13 protein-coding genes are annotated in these 15,021 nt (G+C 58.6%); 9 read left to right on the top strand and 4 right to left on the bottom strand.

The genetic code is table 11. The features are described from left to right. Positions 1-27: 27 nt before the first annotated feature. On the bottom strand, positions 28-780 hold the full coding sequence (locus ACVWXF_RS01065; protein ID WP_457473402.1) for an isopenicillin N synthase family dioxygenase: 753 nt from the start codon (positions 778-780) through the stop codon (positions 28-30). Between the two features lie 583 nt (positions 781-1,363). Here ACVWXF_RS01065 and ACVWXF_RS01060 point away from each other — a divergent pair. The 7 genes from ACVWXF_RS01060 (at position 1,364) to ACVWXF_RS01030 (ending at position 7,590) form a co-directional block, all read left to right on the top strand. Next, entirely contained in the window at positions 1,364-1,834 is a 471-nt protein-coding gene (locus ACVWXF_RS01060; RefSeq protein ID WP_414331929.1) for a hypothetical protein, read from the top strand. A 151-nt stretch (positions 1,835-1,985) separates the two neighbouring features. Continuing rightward, positions 1,986-3,038 (top strand): leishmanolysin-related zinc metalloendopeptidase, encoded by a 1,053-nt coding sequence (locus ACVWXF_RS01055; RefSeq protein WP_457473401.1) that lies wholly within the window; start codon positions 1,986-1,988, stop codon positions 3,036-3,038. A gap of 126 nt (positions 3,039-3,164) precedes the next feature. Beyond that, the gene (locus ACVWXF_RS01050) at positions 3,165-3,446 is read left to right on the top strand and encodes a hypothetical protein (RefSeq protein WP_011432432.1); all 282 of its coding nucleotides are present in this window, start codon (positions 3,165-3,167) and stop codon (positions 3,444-3,446) included. Between the two features lie 60 nt (positions 3,447-3,506). After that, entirely contained in the window at positions 3,507-3,872 is a 366-nt protein-coding gene (locus tag ACVWXF_RS01045; RefSeq protein ID WP_457473400.1) for a hypothetical protein, read from the top strand. Beyond that, the gene (locus tag ACVWXF_RS01040) at positions 3,872-4,771 is read left to right on the top strand and encodes a DMT family transporter (RefSeq protein WP_457473399.1); all 900 of its coding nucleotides are present in this window, start codon (positions 3,872-3,874) and stop codon (positions 4,769-4,771) included. Before ACVWXF_RS01045 ends, ACVWXF_RS01040 begins: the two co-directional genes overlap by 1 nt. Positions 4,772-5,121: 350 nt before the next feature. Further along, complete coding sequence (locus tag ACVWXF_RS01035; RefSeq protein ID WP_457473398.1) at positions 5,122-6,234, top strand: glycosyl transferase; 1,113 nt, start codon at positions 5,122-5,124, stop codon at positions 6,232-6,234. A 30-nt stretch (positions 6,235-6,264) separates the two neighbouring features. Continuing rightward, positions 6,265-7,590 (top strand): class I SAM-dependent methyltransferase, encoded by a 1,326-nt coding sequence (locus ACVWXF_RS01030; RefSeq protein WP_457473397.1) that lies wholly within the window; start codon positions 6,265-6,267, stop codon positions 7,588-7,590. A 141-nt stretch (positions 7,591-7,731) separates the two neighbouring features. Here ACVWXF_RS01030 and ACVWXF_RS01025 read toward each other — a convergent pair whose 3' ends face one another. Beyond that, on the bottom strand, positions 7,732-8,427 hold the full coding sequence (locus tag ACVWXF_RS01025) for a hypothetical protein (RefSeq protein ID WP_414330153.1): 696 nt from the start codon (positions 8,425-8,427) through the stop codon (positions 7,732-7,734). A gap of 256 nt (positions 8,428-8,683) precedes the next feature. On the opposite strand from ACVWXF_RS01025, the gene ACVWXF_RS01020 reads away from it, so the two are divergent. Both ACVWXF_RS01020 and ACVWXF_RS01015 read left to right on the top strand, forming a co-directional pair. Beyond that, positions 8,684-9,754: a glycosyltransferase family 4 protein gene (locus ACVWXF_RS01020; protein ID WP_457473396.1), complete on the top strand. Its 1,071-nt coding sequence runs from the start codon at positions 8,684-8,686 to the stop codon at positions 9,752-9,754. Positions 9,755-9,885: 131 nt separating this feature from the next. Next, positions 9,886-12,051, top strand: a complete 2,166-nt coding sequence (locus tag ACVWXF_RS01015) for an amylo-alpha-1,6-glucosidase (protein ID WP_457473395.1) — start codon at positions 9,886-9,888, stop codon at positions 12,049-12,051. Positions 12,052-12,180: 129 nt separating this feature from the next. Here the strand turns inward: ACVWXF_RS01015 and ACVWXF_RS01010 are convergent, their stop codons facing one another. After that, positions 12,181-13,944 carry an ABC transporter substrate-binding protein gene (locus ACVWXF_RS01010; protein WP_457473414.1) on the bottom strand — a complete coding sequence of 588 codons (1,764 nt, stop codon included), beginning with the start codon at positions 13,942-13,944 and terminating at the stop codon, positions 12,181-12,183. Positions 13,945-14,211: 267 nt separating this feature from the next. Beyond that, the gene (ispF, locus tag ACVWXF_RS01005; RefSeq protein WP_414342922.1) at positions 14,212-14,721 is read right to left on the bottom strand and encodes a 2-C-methyl-D-erythritol 2,4-cyclodiphosphate synthase; all 510 of its coding nucleotides are present in this window, start codon (positions 14,719-14,721) and stop codon (positions 14,212-14,214) included. Positions 14,722-15,021: the final 300 nt, after the last annotated feature.

Here is a 15,021-nt window from a genome sequence, read left to right as displayed (position 1 = left end):
CTTGGCTCATAAGTTCATTGTACTTCATCAAAGCGCATTCCTCCCGGCACTGACCCTACGGGTACAGTGCGGGGCTCCTGCGATTTCTAGCTGACCGGGCAGGGCCGAAATGGGCAGCCAAGATCCATCTCGTTGCAGAAGCTCTAGACCTGGTGCGGTGGCTTCACACAAGAGCGTAATCAAGTTGATGTCTTCATGGGCTGCAGCTCGTAAACTCTGGGGAGGGACTTCAGCAGGGATCGGCGGATAGTGAATCACCCGCAAGAGATTGGCTCCTCCTTCCGCCGCTTTGGGCAGGTATTCGGCAGGCTCCCCCAGATACAGAGAGATCGCTTGCAACAGTCCCTGGGCACAGGTTTCCAATTGGGCGAACAGCTCTAGCATCACCCTGCGAAATTGGGGCACCTCCCGAGGCCAGATGTTGGCAGGAAGGTGGGGATCCCCTTCGCGCCCGATGTGCCAAAACTCTTTCATGTCAGGATAGGGATGATCTTTAGCGTGTTCTTTGCCAAAGGGGGTGTACCCTCGTTGCCCCAGCAGCGCCGGATCCTCATAGGCTCTCTTGGTCGGCTCTGGCAAAAGAAAAACGGCTTCTGCGGCTTCATAGGCTTCCCGGATCAATTCCGGCGATAGGCCATGGTTAACCAAGGCAAAAAAGCCAATCTGTTGCAGCGCTTCCCCCACCTGGCGGACAAACTGCTCCCGCTCACCTGACGTTCCGTTTTGAAAGGCGGCGAAATCGACAACCGGCAGGGTCTGGCGTTGGGGAGTGGTTGCCATGGCAGAAGTCGTCTCTGGTGGAAAGTCAACACTTTCTCAGGCAGCGGGCTTGGTACCCTATGCTATCCTTCCTAAGAAGCCAAGGGGAGAGTTCTGAATCGAAGACGGTCTGTTCGGGGTTCATCTACAATATCTATCTACAATATCTAGAGTCTAAAGCTGCTCAGCTACTTGCCTTCCCACAAGATGCAGGTAGAATCCTGCCGGACAGCCTCTGTCCCTTTTGTCTGGAGATTGCACCTTGTAGTGGCCTGTGCCCTTTTTGGAAGGCTGTGATAAAGTCGATAGAAGCAAAGCTATGGATTGATTTTGCCTTGAGAGCAGTCTGAGCCCTGGGTAGGCGGAATGGAGAGAGTTGTTCTGTTGTTGCACTGGGTTAACTGGATAAAGCAGGGCAGGCTACTTCTCTCTTTTTTAGCTGATTAAAGTTTTTGTAAAGTTACGGATCCCTGTTGCTTGTCAACCATAACCGCGCCTAGAATTGCCGAGGACTGATGTTTTCGGAGATGGTTTGCAGACACTGTTGATGTTGCTTTCCTTTTGCCTACTCTCAATCTGTTGACCTTTCGAGACCGACTGCTCTATGACAGACACTCATCCCTGTGCCCCCTGTATTGTGAATACGGGAACTCTGGTCAATAAGCGGGATATTTACCGACTCCTATCCGATTTGGCCCGTGTTCGCTACTTCGATATTGTCGATGGCTCAGTGCGGAAGCAAGGGGAAGGCTGCGTGGTGGATGTTTTTCAGGATCCCACTGCTGCCACACTGGTGGTAAACCGTAGCCTCTACTTAAATGTGAACAGCTTTGACTATGCCTGTCTGCGGGATCCCGCTTCCGAAGAAGAGATTGCCAACCTGGGCAAGGAGCAGCCGGGCGTGGTTATCGACTTGGTTCAGGACGGACGTATTCTGCGCTTGGTTCCCCTGGTGGAGCCGCGTTCGGATCCCGAGGAGCTCTTGGGGGATAACCAGGCGCTGCGGGCGGCGGTGGATGTTTTGGCTGCGGGCTGGGGCATAGAAGAGGAAAACTCTTCCGACTCCTCAGATTGAGAGATCCTGACCTGAAAATATAGACCTCCAAACCCATCTCTTCCTGGCCTTGAAGTTGACCGGTGCGGTGTGACGCAAATCATGCTCGGGAGGATGGTTGCAGCCGGTATGATCCAACTGGGCCGTGAGGCTCTTTGCGTTTGGGGGTGGTGTGAAGGTTTTTTCGGGGCAGCGACAGCTTCTGGGGAAAGTATGGGGTCTGCGTCTGCTTGGATCCCTGGTGGCTGTGCTTCTGGTACTGGCGCTCAAGGCCTGCGGGGGAAGTGGTGGTTCCTCTTCTGTAGGTGTCATTCCCACTCCCATTCCAACCGTCATTCCCACTTCTACTCCAACTGTCGTTCCTACCTCTTTGCCCTTGCCGACGGCTGCCCCTGTTTCCCAGTTCACCATTGACGTTCGCTTTCCCGACAACAGTCTCACTCCTACCCAGCAGTCGATCATCCGCAGTGCTGCTCTGCGCTGGCAACAGCTCATCGTTGGCGACCAGCCGGATCTGCCCCCCACCACTATTCGGGCCGACGAATGCGATCGAGGGTTTCCCAGCACGCCACTCAATTTCCCCATCGACGATCTGCTGGTGGAGGTGCGGGCCAGAAACCTCGGCAACGAGCGAATTTTGGGGGGAGCTGCTCCCTGTTTTGTGCGGGCCTCTAACGGTCTGCCTTTCTACTCCGTCATTTTGTTCAACAGCCAAAACCTATCGGCTTTGGAAGAGCGAGGGGATCTGCCCATTACTGCCCTGCACGAGTTGGGCCATGCCTTGGGCTTCTTGCCCATCGTCTGGGATCCCAAGGGGCTAACGGTGGGCTTGGTGGGACGGGATCAGCCTACGCCCCCTGGCTACGATCCCCGCTTTATCGGCCCCAGGGCGGTCAGCGCCTTCGCCACGCTGGGAGGAAACGCGCCCTCTGTGCCCTTGGAGAACCAGTTTGGGGAGGGATCCCGAGATTCCCATTGGCGGGAGAATGTCTTGGGCCGCGAGCTGATGACCAGCCGCATCGACCGGGGGGTAGCCAACCCCTTAAGCATTCTCACCGTCGAAGCAATGGCAGATATCGGCTATGACGTGAACCCGGCAGCGGCGGATGGCTTTGCTTTGGGGCGCGGCAGGGGGGTCTCTCAACCTTTGGAGCTGCAAGAGCTGGAGTTGACCCTACCCCTACAGCGATTTGACGCCGAGGGCAGGCGGGTGGGGGATCCCTAGAGAAAAAGAGCATATTTACTCATGGCCAAGATGCTGCTTCTTAACAATAATGAAGGTCGAGTTGTATAACTTCACAACATCGACATAACATCGACAAGTTCTCACCTCATCTCTTTGCAATTAGCTATGGGTATCCTCAAGAAGCTTTTCGGCGGCCTGTTCTCCTTCTTCGGCATTCTCTTCGGCGGCTTGGTGGATTTTGTTACCGGGCCTTTTCGTTCTGCACCAGCTTCCCCCAGCTCTGCTCCTGCGGCTACAGCAACTGCTCCTGCCAACAAGCCCAAGGTGGTGGTGGAGAAGCCTTTTGTGCCCAATGAGATCTCGGCTCCGCGTCCTAACCGTCGCCCTGGCCCGGCTTTGGATGTGTTCCGGGCTATGGTTCAGGAGATCCCTTCGGCGCGGGCTTAGTCTGCCCATCTTCGGGAGCAGCTCGTAAGATGGAGGTGACACCGCTGGAGACTGCTCTCTATGTCCGATCTCTCTTTCTCAGAACAAGAACGGCTGAAACAGCTTGAGCGTGAACTGGAGCAAGCGGCGGCGGCCTCTAGGGATCCAGGAACATCCGTTGCGTCTCAGGGGAAAAGTGCCGTCCGAGCTTGGGTTGAGACTTGGGGGCGTCCACTGGTGACGGTCTTCGCCATTCTGGGCTGTATTCTTCTGGTCGGGCTGTTCTTCCGGGTTTTCGGCACCGTTCTCAGGTGGGCAGTGGTGGCGGGGCTGGGCTATCTGCTCTATGCCTGGGTGGTGGCACCGCGGCTGGGCCTTCCCACCGGAGCTAAGTCGAAGCCAGAGGACAGCGGTAGCGGTGCGGAGCACCATCTCGACAACTTTTGATGGGCAGGGATCCCTGGCGAGCCTATGTTTACTTGGCGGCGGCCATCTTGGGCTGGGCTACGGCTGCCAGCGCTTTTAAGTTTGGGTTGCAGCACCTGTCGCCGACGGTCTTGCTGATTTTTTCGGCATTGAGCTCTTGCTTGATCCTGGGGATCGTTTTGGTGGTTACAGGGCGGGCGAGGTTGATCGGCAAGCAGAGGGGATCCCAAGTCCGCCTATCGGCTCTTCAGGGGCTGCTCAACCCCCTTGGCTACTATGGGGTGTTGTTCCAGGCTTATGACCGTCTGTCGGCTCAGGCGGCGATGGCTCTGAATTACACTTGGCCGCTGGTGCTGGCTCTTCTGGCGGTGCCGCTGCTGGGAGAGCGCTTCCGTTGGCGGCTGGTGTTGGCCTTGGGGGTGAGCCTGCTGGGGGTGGTGCTGGTGGCTACGGGGGGATCCTGGGGCACCTTGCAGGCGGGGGATCCCTGGGGGGTGCTGCTGGCGGTGGGCAGCTCTGGAATCTGGGCGCTCTACTGGCTGCTCAATGTGCGGGATGGGCGAGATGCGGTGCTGAAGCTGTTTATGGGGTTTCTCTTCGGCAGCCTCTATGGCCTGCTACTGCTGCCGTTTCAGGAGGTCTCTTGGACAGTTGCGGGGCTGGGTTGGGCGGCTTACATTGGTCTGGCGGAGATGGGCCTGACTTTTGTATTTTGGCTGCGGGCTTTGGAGTTGGCGGGCCACCGGGGATCCCTGGCCAACTGGGTGTATGTGACGCCTTTTTTGTCGTTGGGGTTGATTGCGGTGCTGTTGGGCGAGAGGATTGCGCTGGGATCTGTGGTGGGCCTGGGCTTGATCTTGGCGAGTAACCTGTGGGGATCCCATAGGGAAAAGCCCCCCGCGGATCCTGTTCTGTCCTGAGGCGGTTGCGTTCGCGCCAGCGGGACGGAGTCCTATCGCGTTAGCGGGACGGAGTCCTATCGCGTTAGCGGTGCAGAGCATGCCTCTAACCCCCAAAACCCTGAACTTTGCTGAATTTACTGAGCTTTAGGCGGTTTGGCAAAAGTCATTGAGAGGGATATAGTAGACCAAGTTTCCCCCTGATCCTTGAGTCCACCGCAACGGTTGCCGGGAAGTGAAGGGGGAAAGCGCTCGGGGGGTATTCCTCAGGGCTTTGCGGGATACCGCCTTCCTGCTCAGAGATATGCAGGATGCGATCGCTTCTTTCCTGAACCATGTTCAGGAGAGTTCAGCGTGAATGTATCAGCACAATGAATCCCGTTCCTCTCTATGTGGCGGCAACAGCTCACGGGTTTGGGCACGTTACCCGTCTGGTGGCAGTGGTGAATGCTTTGCTGCGGCGGGATCCCAATATCTTGCCCATCTTGGTCACGCCGGCACCCCGCTGGCTCCTGGAGCGCTATGTAGAGGGGAAGTTTCTCCATCGACCGCGGGCGTTGGATGTGGGGGTGGTGCAGCCGGATGGGCTGCAAGCGGATCTGCCGGCTACGTTGGCTGCCCTCAAGGCGTTTAAAGCCAGCGCTGCGGAGCTTATTCGGGAAGAAGCGGATTTCATTCGAGCCCAGGGGGTGCCTTTGGTATTGGCGGATGTGCCGCCCATTGCTGTAGCCATTGCCCAGGCTGCCGGGATCCCCTGCTGGATGGCCAGTAATTTTGGCTGGGATTTCATCTACCAAGAATACGGCCCTGAGTTTCAACCGTTTGTGGCCTGGATCCAGGAGCTCTACGGGCAGTGCGACCTTCTATTTCGCCTGCCTTTTAGCGAGAGCATGGTCGCGTCAGCAGTGCGGAGCACTAGCGCTTTTCCGCGTCAGCAGGAGGTGGGGCTGACGGGATCGGATCCCCGCTACCCACCAGAAGAGGTCGCCGCCCAGTTGGGGTTACACCCGGATCAACCCAGGGCTTTGTTCACCTTTGGCGGGCTAGGGGTACGGGGGTTTCCTTACGAGCGGCTCCAAGATTTTCCCGACTGGCAGTTTCTCACCTTTGATCCGGAAGCTCCCCCCTTGCCCAACTTGCGGGTTTTGGATGGGCGGGTGTGGCGACCGGTGGATGTGATGCCCCTCTGCCGCTGGGTGGTGTCCAAGCCGGGCTATGGCACTTTGGCGGAGGCCCTGCGCAGCCGCACACCTATGGCCTGTGTTACCCGCTCTGGGTTTGCTGAGTCACCGTTGCTGGTTGAGGGTCTGCAGCGCTACGGCTGGCATCGCATCCTCTCCCTAGAGGAGTTTTTTCAAGGATCCTGGGACTTTTTGCAGGATCCCGCCCACCCACCCCAGAGGCCGGATGGATTGGATCTGCAGGGGAATGAAACCCTGGCTGCTGCCTTAGAGGCATTCCTGGGGGGAAGGGATGCCGGGTAGCATAAAGGGCAGCTTCCTGCAGCGGATCCCATGGCCAGCAGCTCGACAGAATCTCTGCGGCAACTGTACGAAGAATTGCCCTACCCCAATGTGGCGATTGAGGCCTCGGGCCGCAACGCCATTGACGGGTTGTACCGCCTAAGTTTGACCACCGCCCAATACGCCCGCACCCGCGCCATTGTGCCCAGCGAGGGTGCTCTGATTTTGAATGCCGGCTGCGGCTCTGGCTGGGAAACGTTGATCCTGGCGGAGGCCAATCCAGGGGCGCGGCTGGTGGTGTGCGACCTGTCAGCAGAATCGGTACGGGTGACGGAGCGACGCTTGCGCTACCACGGCTTCGGGGAGGTGGAGCTCCATGTTCTCAACCTATTGGACATCGAACAGTTGGGGTTGGAATTTGACTTCATCAGCCTTAACGATGTGCTCTATCTGCTGGACGATCCGGTGGCGGGGCTAAAAGCCCTCAAGCGGGTTCTCAAACCTGACGGGATCCTGCGGGCCAACCTACATCACGCCTACCAGCGGGAGGTCATCTTCCGCATGCAAGAGGCGTTTCGGCTGCTGGGGCTGTTTGATCTACCCACTCCTGAGGCCTGTCAGCGGGTACGGGAATTCATGGCCAGTTTGGCCTCGGACGAAATGCGGGCAGCCCTGCGCTGGAACCCTGAGATCTACAAAGACGACACCAACATCCGGGCCAACTACCTCTTGCCAGGAGACAAGGGCTTCCTGATCCCCGACCTGATGCGCATGCTCGAGGAAGCTGAGCTGGGCCTGGTTTGTCTGGTGGACTATGCCGACTGGGATCCGGCGCTTTTGTTCAAGGAGAGGGCCATGCCCCCCTGGTTGCAAGCTGAGCTGGACAAACTCTCGCCTGCCGACCAGAATCACTTTTATGAGCTGATCTACCCCAACCATCGCCTCATTGACTTTTGGGCAGAACACCCTGGCTCTTCCTTGGTCTTGCCCTGGAGCGACGCCGATTGGCTGGGGGGCAGAGTGCAGCTCAACCCCATCCTGGCCGACAACGTCGAATTTCGCCAAAGCTTCGCCAAAGCCTACGAGAAGAAGCTGGAGTTTGCCATGAATTGGCCGGGGGCTAGCTATGGACGCCTAACCATTCCAGCTCCTCAGATGGCCTGGCTGGGATCCCTGTTGCAGGGGCCAACCTCGGTGAAAGCCTTGTTCGCGTCAGCGGTGCGGAGCACTATTGAGCAGGCAGCTCAGGTCAACACGTTAGAGCCGGAAGCGGCCCAGGAGGAGGTGCTCACCTACCTGGCAGGGCTGGAGTCGTTTTTGTTTGTGATGTTGGATCCTGCACCCGTTCCAGGAGAAGGAGTTTTTCCAATCGCTTGAGATCCCCGAGCCTTTCTCCCAAGGGTAGAGGGAAGCCAATGGGCCGGTTCACGGCAACTTGGAACGACTATTGAGGGATTGAGGCTCTGCCGGGCTGCAAGAACGGTCTTGGGCAGATGTCAGATGGGAAGAGATCCCTCTCTAGCGATCCACCAGGCGCAGCTCGAAGGTGAGGATGTTGGCGGCCAAAATCTCCAAAGCCCCGCCCTCGATAAGGTCGCGAGTGAGGGCAGCTCCGGAGCCACTTTGTTGGATCAATTCGCGGCTGCGGCGCACCGTCTCTTGTCGCTGGGGATCATCCACAACCACCTGCCGCTGATTGGACAGGCTGAGGCGATAGAAGTTGGGCAAATCTCCCCGGGTGGCATCAATGGCCAGATTGGTCTCTTCGGGGGCCACACGGAAGGGGGCACGGGCGGTGAGCAGAGCCACCTGAATATCTTGATCCCGCCCATCGAGACCCTGCAGCTCGGAGATATCGATCTGGAAGTTGAGGGTATCGCGGTCGCGGGTGAGGCGATTGACCCGTACCTGGTTAAAGCCGACCGCAAACTCTCGTTCCGGCTCTCCAAACCGCTGGATGGTGGCCTGCAAGACCGACTCTTCGTTGAGGGGGGTAACCCGAATGAGGTAGTCCCAGTCCCGCACAAAGGTGTACTCGTTGGGCCCCACACGGACGTTGGGATCCACCAAGTTGGCGGTAGGGCCAGGGCTGCCGGCCCGGCTGAGAGCTACCATGTACCAGTAGTTGGGGCTGATGGGCAAACCCAGGGTCATGCGTACTTCCAGCACTGGCCGCGCCCAAGCGGCAACAGCCGTGAGGGCCGTTATGGCCATGGCTCCCAAGCAACTCCACAGCCAGCGCTGAGGAGGAAAATTAAGCCGCGGCGGGCAAGAGCAAGTGATGGCTGGGGTTCTCATTCAAGCCTTTTCAACTCTCCGGCAGGTGGCGGCAGCCTGAACTCCTTTCCTGCTCACTCTGGAACAGTCTAGCCAGGAATGGCGTGCCCTCAACAGGGGATCCCAAGGGTCGGCGGCGGAGCGCCAGCAGAAGTTTTCGTTAAGCAGTGATGATTCGGTGTGGAGGATGGCTATGCGCATTGCTCAGATTGCCCCTTTGCATGAGAGTGTGCCCCCCAAGCTCTACGGCGGCACCGAGCGAGTTGTGTCTTGGCTCACCGAAGAGCTGGTGCGGCGGGGGCATGAGGTGACGTTGTTTGCCAGCGGCGACTCCCAAACCCAGGCTCGCCTCATCCCCTTTCGGGAGCGGGCTTTGCGTTTGGATCCCACGGCCATCGACACAGTGGCTCCTCATGTTTTGATGGTCGAGAAAGCCTTTCAGATGGCCGACGAGTTTGACATTATCCACGGCCACATCGACTACTATCCCTATGCCCTGGCCCGTCGCCACCCGCAGGTTTCTTTTTTGGCCACCCTACACGGGCGACTGGACATTCCGGAGCTGCAGCCCCTCTACACCGAGTTTCAGGACATTCCGGTGGTCTCCATCTCCAACGCCCAGCGGCTGCCGCTGCCCCAGGCCCGCTGGGTGGGGACGGTCTACCACGGCTTGCCCCTGGATCTCCACCGTTTCTATCCAGAAAAGGGGGACTACCTGGCCTTTTTGGGCCGGGTCTCCCCGGAAAAAGGGCTGGACACGGCTATTGAAATTGCGGCGCGGGCAGGGATGCCGCTGAAGGCTGCTATCAAGATCGATGCGGTGGATCGCCAGTACTACGAGTTAGAAATTAAGCCTTTGGCCAGTCGCCACCCCAATGTGGAGATCATAGGGGAAATCACCGACCAAGAGAAAAGCGAGTTTTTGGGCAAGGCCTATGCGGTGCTGTTTCCCATCCGCTGGCCGGAGCCCTTTGGGCTGGTGATGATTGAAGCGATGGCCTGTGGCACGCCGGTAATTGCCACCCGTTTTGGCTCAGTACCCGAGGTAATGGCCGACAGGCGCTCCGGCTTTATTGTCGACTCGGTGGAGGAAGCAGTGGAGGCTGTGGAGAAGGTGGGATCCCTGAGCCGAGCCGGGGTGCGGCAGGTGTTTGAGGAGCGGTTCAGCGTGGAAAGAATGGTGTCGGACTACGAGGCTCTCTACCGCCAACTGGTGAACGGGCGGCAGGAGATGTCGCGAAGAAGGCAGCTTAATAAGGCTTAGATGGGCCAAGTAGCAGCTAGGGCTGCTGGGCTGCATCGGGGGGCCCCTGCTTCTTTGCCTTCTTTGAGTGGACCGATAGCAGTAAGCTGTTCGCGTAGGAGACCGGCTGGATAGGGATCGAGAAGACCGAGATGGCAGAAGACATCATCCAAATTCAAGATCAGTACTACATCCGGGCCAGCGCCTCTTGGGTGGAGGCACGCTCTCATGTTCTCAAGCATGACAACTGCTTTGCCATCTTTGACCGGCGAGGGAACATGCGCCCCCTCGGCATCCGGGATCATGGCCTCTTCCGGGACGACACCCGCTTTTTGTCCCGCTGGGTGTTGGACTTGCAGGGAAAGCAGTTCCTGCTGCTCAGCTCAGAGGTGCGGGAAGACAAAGATATTTTGGCGGTGGATCTGACCAACCCGGAGTTCACCACCTCAGAGGGGCAGTTTATCGGTCAAGATACTCTGCATGTTTTACGGACTACTTTTTTGTGGAACAACGTTGCCTACGAGCGCATTCGCATTCACAACTACGGCTCGGCCTCGTTTCGCGTGCCGATTACCCTGCGCTTTGAGGCAGACTTTGCCGATATTTTTGAGATCCGGGGCATCCGACGGGCCCAGCGGGGTCAAGTGCTGCCGGCCCAGGTGAACCCTGAGGGAGTGGTTCTCCGCTACCGCGGCTTAGATGGAGTGGAGCGGCAAACCCAGTTGCAATTTTTGCCGGCGCCGGAGCTAGTGTCGGAGAAGCTGGCGCAGTGGTGGGTGCCTTTGGCCCCGCAGGAGGAACGGGATTTGGAGCTGAGGGTGATCTGCGGCTATGGCGGGGAGGAGATTGCCCCTTTGACCTACCAGGAGGCTCTGCAGGCGGAGCGGGAGCAAAGGGCTTCCTTGCGGGCGCAAGCCCACCGGATCGACACCGGCAATGCTCAGTTTAACGATTGGCTCAACGCCTCACGGGATGATCTGCTGATGATGCTCACCCGCACTCCCTACGGGCTTTATCCCTATGCGGGGGTGCCTTGGTTTGCCACGGTCTTCGGGCGCGACGCCCTGATCACCGCCCTGGCCACTCTCTGGTGGTTTCCAGACTTGGCGCGGGGAGTGCTGCTGTATCTGGCGGCCCACCAGGCCCAGGAGGTGGATCCCAGCCGCGATGCCGAGCCTGGCAAGATCCTGCACGAGCAGCGGCGCAGCGAGATGGCCAAAACCCGCGAGATCCCCTTTGGCAATTATTTCGGCAGCATTGACTCCACCCCTCTGTTTGTGGTGTTGGCAGGACGCTATGTGCAGCGCAGCGGCGATCTAGAGCTGTTGCGGCAGCTCTGGCCAAACATCGAAGCAGCCCTGCACTGGATGGACACTTACGGGGATGCGGACGGGGACGGCTTTTTGGAGTATGCCGGCAAGGCGCGGCGGGGCCTGCGCAACCAGGGCTGGAAAGATTCTGAAGATGCCATCTTCTACCCGGACGGATCCCTGGCAGAACCCCCCTTGGCCCTGTGCGAGGTGCAGGGCTATGCCTACGAAGCTAAGCAGTTGGCAGCAGAGATGGCCGAGCTGCTGGGGCGGCAAGAGCAAGCAGCCCAGTTGCGACAACAAGCGGAAAAGCTGCAGCAGCAGTTTTGGGATCACTTCTGGTGCGAAGAGTTGGGGGGCTATGCCCTGGCTTTGGATGGCCAGAAGCAACCTTGCCGGGTGCGCAGCTCCAACATGGGCCACTGTCTGTTTTCGGGGATTGCCCATCCCGAGCATGCTGCCTGCATTGCCCGGCAACTGCTGGAGCCAGCTTTCTTCAGCGGCTGGGGGATCCGCACGGTGCCGGAGGGAGAGGGGCGCTACAACCCCATGTCCTACCACAATGGCTCCATCTGGCCCCACGACAATGCCTTGATTGCCGCAGGCTTATCTCGCTATGGCTTCAAGGGCGAAGCGGTGCGGGTCTTGACAGCGCTGTTCGATGCCAGCCAGTTTCTGGAGCTGAAGCGGCTGCCTGAGCTGTTTTGTGGCTTTCGGCGGCGACAGCGGGAGGGCCCCACCCTCTATCCAGTGGCCTGTCTGCCCCAGTCTTGGGCGGCGGCCAGTGTGTTTTTGCTGTTGCAGGCTTGTCTGGGGCTGGAGATCGACGGGCTGGCCCAACGGGTGCATTTGACCAAGCCCACTCTGCCCCTGTGGCTGCCCCACGTCATCCTTGAGAATGTGCAGGTGGGCCAGGGATCCCTGGACATCGGTCTCTATCTGCAGTCAGGAGGGGTGGGGATCACCGTCCTCAGGAGTGTGGGGGACGTGGAATTGACGGTGAAATAATTGCAAAATCCAAGACGTCCACAACACAACCTACAACTAAGTTTCACCTGCCAAATGTGGCGATAGGGACACAACTCAACAGTTCAGACAGCCTCTCCCTATCCCACATCACCCACATCATCAGAAGTTCTACTCTTGAATGTAGAGCTGATCCAAATTCCACAATGGCCCCAGAATGGGTCGGGGATCCACCCCTTGAATGCGGTTGCGCAGGGCTGAGAGAACCAGGGGGTTAAAAGTGCCAATTTGGGGCAGCTGTTCCTGGATGATGATTTGAAACCGGTCGTAGAGGGCCTTGCGCTTTTCAAAGTCTAGCTCCCGCACCCCTTCGATAAAGATGCGGTCGATCTCCCGTTCCCAATCGCTGACCTCAACCCCTTCTGCCGGGTTGCCGGGCAAATCTCCCAGATTAAAGAGGTGCAAACGGCCGTCGCTGCGCCAGATGTTGGAGCCGTTGTTGGGCTCGGTGCCGCCGCCACCAAAGCCCAGCAGCAGGGTTTCCCAGTCGCGGCTATCGGTGCGCTGCACCAGGGTGTTGAAGGCGATGGGGGTAAAATCAACGGTGATGCCGATCCGCTCCAGGTCGGCTTTGATCAACGCGCCGGTGGCCTCTCGCTGATTGTTGCCGGCGTTGGTGAGCAAGGTGAAACGGACGCGGTTGCCCTCGGAATCCCGCAGGTGGCCCTCCGCATCATAGGTGTATCCGGCATCGAGGAGCAGTTGCCGCGCTTTTTCAGGGTTGTAGTCGTAGGTGGGCAAGCCCTCTTCGGGGCTGAGGTAGAAAGGGCTGGCGGGGGAGAAGACCGAGTGCTGGATCTGGCCCAACCCTTGCAGGACGCTATCGACGTAAAACTGCCGGTTCATGGCGTGGGCCACCGCCCGGCGGAAGTTCAAATCGTTAAACCAGCGGCTTTTGACGGGATCCACAAAAGGCCGCCCGGTCTGGGGGTTACGGGCGCGGCTGAGGTTGAAGGCAAAGAAACTGTTGTTCAATGTCTGGCCGAGATTGTAGATGGTGAACTGATCCCGTTCTTCTTCCCGCTTCAAGAGCTGAAAATCTCTCCCCCGCACCGAAAACACGTCGGTCTCGCCGGAGCGAAACTGCAGCAGCGCGGTGTCCTCTGAGTCCACAATGCGCAGGATTACCCGTTCAATGCGCGGGATCCCTTCCCCCTTCCAGTAGTAGGGATTGGGCCGGTACACCAGCCGTTGGCCAGGGGTGTATTCCTGCAAGATATAGGGGCCGGCCCCCACCAATTGCTGCACCGGCGTGTCGATACCCCAGGTTTGCAAGAAAAGGGGGTTGCCCCGGCTGTCCAACTGCTCGACAGTGGGCTCGAGGATGTGCTTGGGCAAAATAGGGGATCCGGCCTGCAGCAGAAAGGGAGCGAAGGGCTCCGGCAAAACGAACTCAATCCGCCGCTCGTCCAGCGCCCGCACCTGAGGCAATGCTCCGGCTTCTCCAATTCGCTTCACATCCCGCGCAGAAGTCGGGATCCGCTCGTTGAAGATGATGCGGTTGAAGGTAAAGTCCACATCTGCTGCTGTCAGAGGCTCTCCATCCGACCAGCGCAGCCCCTCCCGCAAGGTAAAGACATACCGCAAGCCGTCCTCAGACACTTCCCAGCCTTCCGCCAGCTCCGGTTTGGGCAAGAGGGTATCCTCATCCAAGGTGACCAAGCCCGCCTCCAGGTAGGCGATGGCGTCGCGGCTGGAGCTTTCGGCGGCCAAATAGGTGTTGAAGGTTTTGGGATCCGAAGTCACTGTGGCGATCAAATGGGGCGGGCGGGCAGGGGCAGCACAGGCACCAAGCCAGAGCAGGAGGATCCCTAGTAGAGAGACAAAAAGGTTCCTCCTGAGTCGGTTTGCCGAGGTGTTGTTTTGGCCCGCCATTTCTTTTGCCAAGTCGTTGTTCCAAGCAAGTTTGGGACGGATCGCCCGCATCCCGCGCCCTGTGGCCCAAGCGCTCCGCGCTGCTGAGGCCCTCACCCCCAGCCCTTCTTCTAGAGGAGTAGCCCCCCTCCCGGCCCCTTTCCCAGAGGGAAAATTGGGGATCCAGGTAATGGGTGGTTTGACTGCGACTTGGGCAGATTCTGCGTTTTTGAGGGAGCGATTGCTTGCCAGTTTGGCAGCTCAGGCAGTGGGGTGACCAGGTTCTTTTCAGATTCTGATGGGAAGGTCAGAGGAAGCTTGTCCTCTCTGTTCCAGCAACAGGGCTACTGCGAAGGCAGCAATGGCCTCTCCCTGACCTATGGGGCCCAGTTTTTCGTTAGTAGTAGCCTTGACCCCCACTTGCTTGGGGGAGATCTGCATCGCCTCTGCCAGGCGGGCCTGCATGGCGGGGATGTGAGGTTTGAGCTTGGGCTGCTCCGCCACCACCACACTGTCTACATTGGCAACGCACCAGCCCTCTTGGCCCACCAGTTGCACCACTTGCTGTAGTAAAAGGATGCTATCTGCCCCTTTCCAACGCTCTTCTTCAGGGGGGAAGTAGTAGCCAATATCCCGCAGAGCGGCAGCCCCCAGGAGAGCATCCATGATGGCGTGGGTGAGGACATCGGCGTCGCTATGGCCCAATAGCCCCTTTTCGTAAGGGATCCGGATCCCGCCCAGGATCAGGGGGCGCCCCTCGACGAGGCGGTGGATGTCGTAGCCCTGGCCAATGCGCACTTTTCCGGCTCCCTTGGGAAAACCATCGAGACCCTTGTCGACCATCGCCCCCTCCGAGGAGCTAGGGGGATGGGAGTCGAGTAACCGACAAGCAGCTTTTGAGAACGCCTCTTTCTATTCTGCCGGCTCCAGAGGGGAATAGCAGATGGGACAAGACGAACCACTGTAGCAGTCGAAGCAGATGAGGTGAGACTTCCCGTAGGGATTGGCGCAGCGCTTGGCCCACTGATAATCGCTGTAGCTAAGATAAGATCTTTTCCGCAAACGTCACATCTGGCCATCCCGCTTTCTTCTCCTCAA

The organism is Thermostichus sp. MS-CIW-40 (genome assembly GCF_054058315.1).
This window is presented reverse-complemented; position numbering and strand designations above follow the sequence as displayed.

Excerpts from the sequence above, each read along its gene's own strand:
- ACVWXF_RS01065 (WP_457473402.1), bottom strand. The coding sequence starts at position 780 with ATGGCAACCACTCCCCAACGCCAGACCCTGCCGGTTGTCGATTTCGCC.
- ACVWXF_RS01060 (WP_414331929.1), top strand. The coding sequence starts at position 1,364 with ATGACAGACACTCATCCCTGTGCCCCCTGTATTGTGAATACGGGAACT.
- ACVWXF_RS01050 (WP_011432432.1), top strand. The coding sequence starts at position 3,165 with ATGGGTATCCTCAAGAAGCTTTTCGGCGGCCTGTTCTCCTTCTTCGGC.
- ACVWXF_RS01045 (WP_457473400.1), top strand. The coding sequence starts at position 3,507 with ATGTCCGATCTCTCTTTCTCAGAACAAGAACGGCTGAAACAGCTTGAG.
- ACVWXF_RS01040 (WP_457473399.1), top strand. The coding sequence starts at position 3,872 with ATGGGCAGGGATCCCTGGCGAGCCTATGTTTACTTGGCGGCGGCCATC.
- ACVWXF_RS01035 (WP_457473398.1), top strand. The coding sequence starts at position 5,122 with ATGAATCCCGTTCCTCTCTATGTGGCGGCAACAGCTCACGGGTTTGGG.
- ACVWXF_RS01030 (WP_457473397.1), top strand. The coding sequence starts at position 6,265 with ATGGCCAGCAGCTCGACAGAATCTCTGCGGCAACTGTACGAAGAATTG.
- ACVWXF_RS01025 (WP_414330153.1), bottom strand. The coding sequence starts at position 8,427 with ATGGCCATAACGGCCCTCACGGCTGTTGCCGCTTGGGCGCGGCCAGTG.
- ACVWXF_RS01020 (WP_457473396.1), top strand. The coding sequence starts at position 8,684 with ATGCGCATTGCTCAGATTGCCCCTTTGCATGAGAGTGTGCCCCCCAAG.
- ACVWXF_RS01015 (WP_457473395.1), top strand. The coding sequence starts at position 9,886 with ATGGCAGAAGACATCATCCAAATTCAAGATCAGTACTACATCCGGGCC.
- ACVWXF_RS01010 (WP_457473414.1), bottom strand. The coding sequence starts at position 13,944 with ATGGCGGGCCAAAACAACACCTCGGCAAACCGACTCAGGAGGAACCTT.